Below are 5085 nucleotides of genomic sequence, written 5' to 3' on the forward strand. Positions count from 1 at the left end.
TGGTGTACCTGTGGGGAGCGGCGGTAGTCTGCGGGTACTGGCAAGGTACTCCCGGGGATTCCTAAGGGACTGGCGGAAGTCCCTTAGGCGGACTTTTGGTTCCTTTTCGTCCGTCCGAAAAGGAACCCGTGGTGCGCGGCGGAACGCGCAAGTAATTCTTGCCGCTTATAAAGCGGCAATTCCCGTCTAATCCCCGCCGGGCGGCCGTCGGCGGGACACGCCTCCGGCACTAGGCCTGCGGGCCGTCGCAGCGCGGCAAACCCAAGAGGTCAGCAGCAGGGCGTGATCCACCCGAAGGGATCGGGGATGCGTCCCCACTGGATGTCGGTGATCGTATCGTAGAGCTTCTGGCTGATCTCGCCGATCCTGCCCTCGTTGATGACGGTGACGGTATCGCCGCATTTGAGCTCGCCGATCGGCGAGATGACGGCGGCGGTGCCGGTGCCCCACGCCTCTTCGAGCTTGCCCGCCTTGGCGGCGCTTTCGAGCTCATCGATCGAGAGCTTGCGCTCGGAGACGTTCATGCCCCACGACCGGAGCAGCTGGATGACCGATTTGCGGGTGATGCCGGGCAGGATGCTGCCGTCGAGCTCCGGGGTGACGATCTCGCCGTCGATCTTGAAGAAGACGTTCATCGAGCCGACTTCCTTGACGTATTTGCGCTCGACCGCGTCGAGCCACAGCACCTGGGAATAGCCCTGCCTCTCGGCCTCCTCCTGCGCGATGAGGCTGGCGGCGTAGTTGCCGCCCGTCTTGTAGGCGCCCATGCCGCCCTGGGAGGCCGCGCGGACGTATTTTGTCTCGACGTAGATCTTGACCGGATCGATGCCGCCCGCGTAGTAGGCGCCCGAGGGCGAGAGGATGACGCAGTAGACGTAGTGCGCGGACGGATGCACGCCCAGCACCGCCTGCGTGGCGACGATGAAGGGGCGGATGTAGAGGGAGGTGTCCGGCGCGGAGGGGACCCAGTCCTTCTCGATGGTGACGAGCCGCTTGAGGCCCTCCATCAGCAGCTCCTCATCCATTTTCGGGATGACGAGGCGCTCGCAGGAGGTGTTCAGGCGCTTGAAGTTCTGGCCGGGACGGAAGAACTGGATCTTGCCGTCGGCGGTGCGGTAGGCCTTCATGCCCTCGAAGACCTCCTGCGCGTAGTGCAGGCAGGAGCAGGCCGGGTCCATCGGGATGGGGCCGTAGGGGACGACGCGCGGGTCGTGCCAGCCCTGTCCGTCGTCGTAGTCCATCAGGAACATGTGGTCGGTAAAGATATGGCCGAAGCCGAGGTTGTTCTCGTCGGGCTTCTGCTTCGGATGATCGGTCAGCGTGACCTTGATCTCCATCATAGGTAAACACTCCTTTTTTCTCCCCGGTGATACGGTTTTCTATATGGTTTCCATCATAGCACGGAAGCGGTTCCGTGTCAAAAAAAATCCGTTATTTTCGTCAGATACCACAAACCTCCGGCGGTATGGAAACAGGCTGCCGGAAAGGAATTCCGGCAGCCTGATCGTTTCTCATCCGCTGTGCGGGACCCGTTTCGCTTAGTAGGCGACGCCCTGCCACTTCATCGCGTCGGCGATCTTCATGAAGCCGGCAATGTTCGCGCCCATTACGAGGTTGCCCTCGGCGCCGAACTCCTTCGACGCATCAAACACGTTGTGGAAGATGTTCTCCATGATGTTTTTGAGCTTGGCGTCGACCTCCTCGGCCGTCCAGGAATAGCGCGCCGAGTTCTGGCACATCTCCAGGCCGCTGACCGCCACGCCGCCCGCGTTGGCCGCCTTCGCCGGTCCGAAGATTACGCCGCCCTTCTGGAAGATCTCGACCGCCTCGGGGGTGCTGGGCATGTTCGCGCCCTCGCAGACCGCCATCACGCCGTTTGCGACGAGCGCCCGCGCGGCCTCCGCATCGATCTCGTTCTGGGTCGCGCAGGGCAGCGCGACGTCGCACTTGACCGTCCAGATGCCCTTGCAGCCCTCGTGGTACTCGGCGCCGGGCACCCGCGCGGCATACTCCTTGATGCGGGCGCGCTCGACCTCCTTGATCTGCTTGACGACGTCGAGCTTGATGCCCTCCTTGTCGTAGATATAGCCGTTGGAGTCGTACATGGCGACGACCTTCGCGCCCATCTCCTGCGCCTTCTCGCAGGCGTAGATGGCCACGTTGCCCGAGCCGGAGATGACGACCGTCTTGCCCGCGAGGGAGTCGTTCTTCATCGATTTGAGCATCTGCTGGGTGAAGTAGAGCAGGCCGTAACCGGTGGCCTGCGGGCGGATGAGGGAGCCGCCGTAGGAGAGGCTCTTGCCCGTCAGCACGCCGGTGAACTCGTTGCGCAGGCGCTTATACTGGCCGTAGAGGTAGCCGATCTCCCGCGCGCCCACGCCGATGTCGCCCGCCGGGACGTCGGTGTCCGGGCCGATGTGGCGGTAGAGCTCGGTCATGAAGCTCTGGCAGAAGCGCATGATCTCCCCGTCGCTCTTGCCCTTGGGGTCGAAGTCGGAGCCGCCCTTGCCGCCGCCCATCGGCAGCCCGGTCAGCGAGTTCTTGAAGCACTGCTCGAAGCCGAGGAACTTGATGACCGACGCGCAGACGCTCGGATGGAACCGCAGGCCGCCCTTATAGGGGCCGATCGCGGAGTTGTACTGGACGCGGAAGCCGCGGTTGACCTGGACGTTGCCTTCGTCGTCCACCCACGAGACGCGGAACTGAATGAACCGCTCGGGCTCGACGATCCGGTCGATGATGCCCGCCTTTACAAGGTCGGGGCGCTGGGCCACGACCGGCTCAAACGATTCGAGGACCTCCCTGACCGCCTGCAAAAACTCCGGTTCGTTTGGGTTGCGCTTGCATACGGTGTCGTAGACGCCCTGCAGATATGTACTTTGAAAGGTTGACATGAAAATTCCCCCTTATCGAATTTCATCCTTATCAGATATTCTTTATTATAATGAATCATTTGCAGTGATGCAAGATGAATGTTGCAAAAAAACGGTCTTTTTTCAAAGTTTTCACGTTTTTTATATGATCTTTGCAGGATTGACGGACAAGGTTGACGGATTCGTGCGTTTGGCGTATACTTACACCAGTGTAGAGAGCGCGTTGGACAGCGGCGCGGCCCCGCTTTGCGGGGGCGTGAGGAAAGTCCGGGCTTCACAGGGCGGGATACCTGCTAACGGCAGGCCGGGGCGACCCGAGGGAAAGTGCAACAGAAAGATACCGCCATCGCATCACGGGGGCTTCCCCCGCGGACGGTGGTAAGGATGGAAAGGCGAGGTAAGAGCTCACCGGGACGCGGGTAACCGCGCCGCCATGTAAACCCTATCCGAAGCAACGCCAGCTGGGACGATGCGGCGGCCCGCCGGGTCCCGAAAGGCGGCTTGAGCCGCGCGGCGACGCGCGGCCCAGAAAGATCGTTGTCCACGACAGAACCCGGCTTACAGACGCCCTCTCTACGCGCAAAAGAACCCGCAGCACGTGCTGCGGGCTCTTTTTTTGGACATATCCTCCGGCGCGCGGACATATCCTGTAATGGAATCCAAAAGCCCGGAGGTGAAAAATATGGCGCTATCCATCCTGACCGCCGCCGCGGGCGCCGTCTGCCTGATCATGCTCGCCTCCCTGTGGCGTTCCCGGCATTTTCTCCGTTCCCTCTGCTTCTCCGCCCTCACCGGCAACGCCGCCCTCCTTGCCGTCTGCTGGTCCGGGGCCTTCACCGGGATCGCCCTCTCCCCCAACCTCTTCACCGTCGGCGCCGCCACGCTGCTCGGCCTGCCCGGCGTGATTTCCCTGCTCGTCGTCAAGTTGATTTTCGGCGTGTGAGGGCGTATAATGGTCCGGTGAACGTTTCATTTACCGGAGGACGCTATGGAGATTCGATTTTTTGACGGCACGGACAACCTTTCCGACGCGCTGTGGGTGCGCGACGAGGTATTTACGAAGGAACAGGGCTTCACCATCCCCGACGAGGACGAGTTCGACGCGGTGTCGCGGCACATGGTCGTCTACCGGGAGGGCCGGCCCGCCGCCACCGGACGGGTCTACTGCGACGCGGACGGCGAGACCTTCCACATCGGGCGCATCGCGGTGTGCAAGGCCTTCCGCGGCGAGCAGTTCGGGCGGCTGCTGATGGAACGGCTCGAGGCCGCGGCGCGGGAGCGGGGCGCGAAAAAAATCGTCGTGGGCGCGCAGCTCTACGCCATCCCCTTCTATGAGAAGTGCGGCTACCGGCCCACGGGGGAACGGTTCTTCGAGGAATTCTGCGAGCATGAGACGCTTGTCAAGGAGTTTTCCTGAACATCCCCGGCACAAAAAACGCCCGGCCGAACGGCCGGGCGTTTGTCCGCAAATCGCTTATTTCATCGCGTAGCTGATGAGATAGACCGCAAGCGTGATGACCACAAACGCGATCCCCGTATACTTGGTGACGCGGACCATGGTCGCCTGCATCGAGCGGTTTTTGTTCTTCCCGAGATAGGACGATTCATTCGAGCCGGCAAGCGCGTTCAGGCCGTTGCCTTTACCCTCCTGAAACATGACAGTCACGGTAATCACAACGGCAGCAATCATGATCAGGACGCCGCCGATGATTTCAATCGCATTCATCCTTTTTTTACCTCCGATTCCTGAGTACTCCAACTCGTAATATGATAGCATAATCACCCTTTCAATGCAAGGGTTTCAAATAATTTTTTCCGTTTTGCATCTTTTCATCCCCCGGGCGCATACTAAAAACGGTTTTTACCTCGAAATTGCGTTTGCACGGGGCGGAAAACCCGAGCCGGACGGGCCTCCCGTCCGGCTTCTGTTTTTTTTGCCGCTCGGGGAGCGGCGGAGCTTTGCAGCCCCGTGGGCGGCGGGGCTTTTTAGATAATCCGCGCTGCGCCCGGCGAGGCATTTGATCGCCCTCCTTCGGAGGGCTGAGGGGAGCCGCCTGCGGCGGCATGGATTGCCGGGTCCCGCCCCGGCCGGCGGGCCGACTTCTTGCGCGCCCAAGAAGTCGGCGGAAGAAGGGCGCTCAAGGGCCCTCCGCCTTGGGCGGCCTGCCCGGGCATAGATGCGCTCCTCGCCTGCGGCGAGCGCCGCAAAGCG

At 61.7% G+C, this 5085-nt stretch carries 5 protein-coding genes and 1 other RNA gene; 3 read left to right on the plus strand and 3 right to left on the minus strand.

Going from position 1 to position 5085, the window contains the following annotated elements:
• Positions 1-269: 269 nt before the first annotated feature.
• Together RCI06_RS14095 and gdhA are read right to left on the minus strand one after the other, a co-directional pair.
• The gene (locus RCI06_RS14095) at positions 270-1337 is read right to left on the minus strand and encodes a branched-chain amino acid aminotransferase (RefSeq protein ID WP_306576414.1); all 1068 of its coding nucleotides are present in this window, start codon (positions 1335-1337) and stop codon (positions 270-272) included.
• 201 nt (positions 1338-1538) lie between these two features.
• Entirely contained in the window at positions 1539-2894 is a 1356-nt protein-coding gene (gene gdhA, locus RCI06_RS14100) for an NADP-specific glutamate dehydrogenase (RefSeq protein WP_276874333.1), read from the minus strand.
• Positions 2895-3088: 194 nt separating this feature from the next.
• Between gdhA and rnpB the strand changes: the two genes are divergently transcribed.
• The 3 genes from rnpB to RCI06_RS14115 all read left to right on the plus strand — a co-directional run bounded on the left by rnpB (position 3089) and on the right by RCI06_RS14115 (position 4290).
• An RNA gene (rnpB, locus tag RCI06_RS14105) (RNase P RNA component class A) lies at positions 3089-3450 on the plus strand.
• Positions 3451-3555: 105 nt separating this feature from the next.
• Entirely contained in the window at positions 3556-3816 is a 261-nt protein-coding gene (locus RCI06_RS14110) for a pro-sigmaK processing inhibitor BofA family protein (RefSeq protein WP_306576412.1), read from the plus strand.
• 45 nt (positions 3817-3861) lie between these two features.
• Positions 3862-4290 (plus strand): GNAT family N-acetyltransferase, encoded by a 429-nt coding sequence (locus RCI06_RS14115; RefSeq protein WP_306576413.1) that lies wholly within the window; start codon positions 3862-3864, stop codon positions 4288-4290.
• A gap of 57 nt (positions 4291-4347) precedes the next feature.
• On the opposite strand, the gene secG is transcribed toward RCI06_RS14115, so the two are convergent.
• Entirely contained in the window at positions 4348-4599 is a 252-nt protein-coding gene (gene secG / locus RCI06_RS14120) for a preprotein translocase subunit SecG (protein WP_101549413.1), read from the minus strand.
• Positions 4600-5085: the final 486 nt, after the last annotated feature.

It is taken from the genome of Anaerotruncus massiliensis (ex Togo et al. 2026), assembly GCF_030825285.1.
Classification (GTDB): Bacteria; Bacillota; Clostridia; order Oscillospirales; family Ruminococcaceae; genus Anaerotruncus; species Anaerotruncus massiliensis.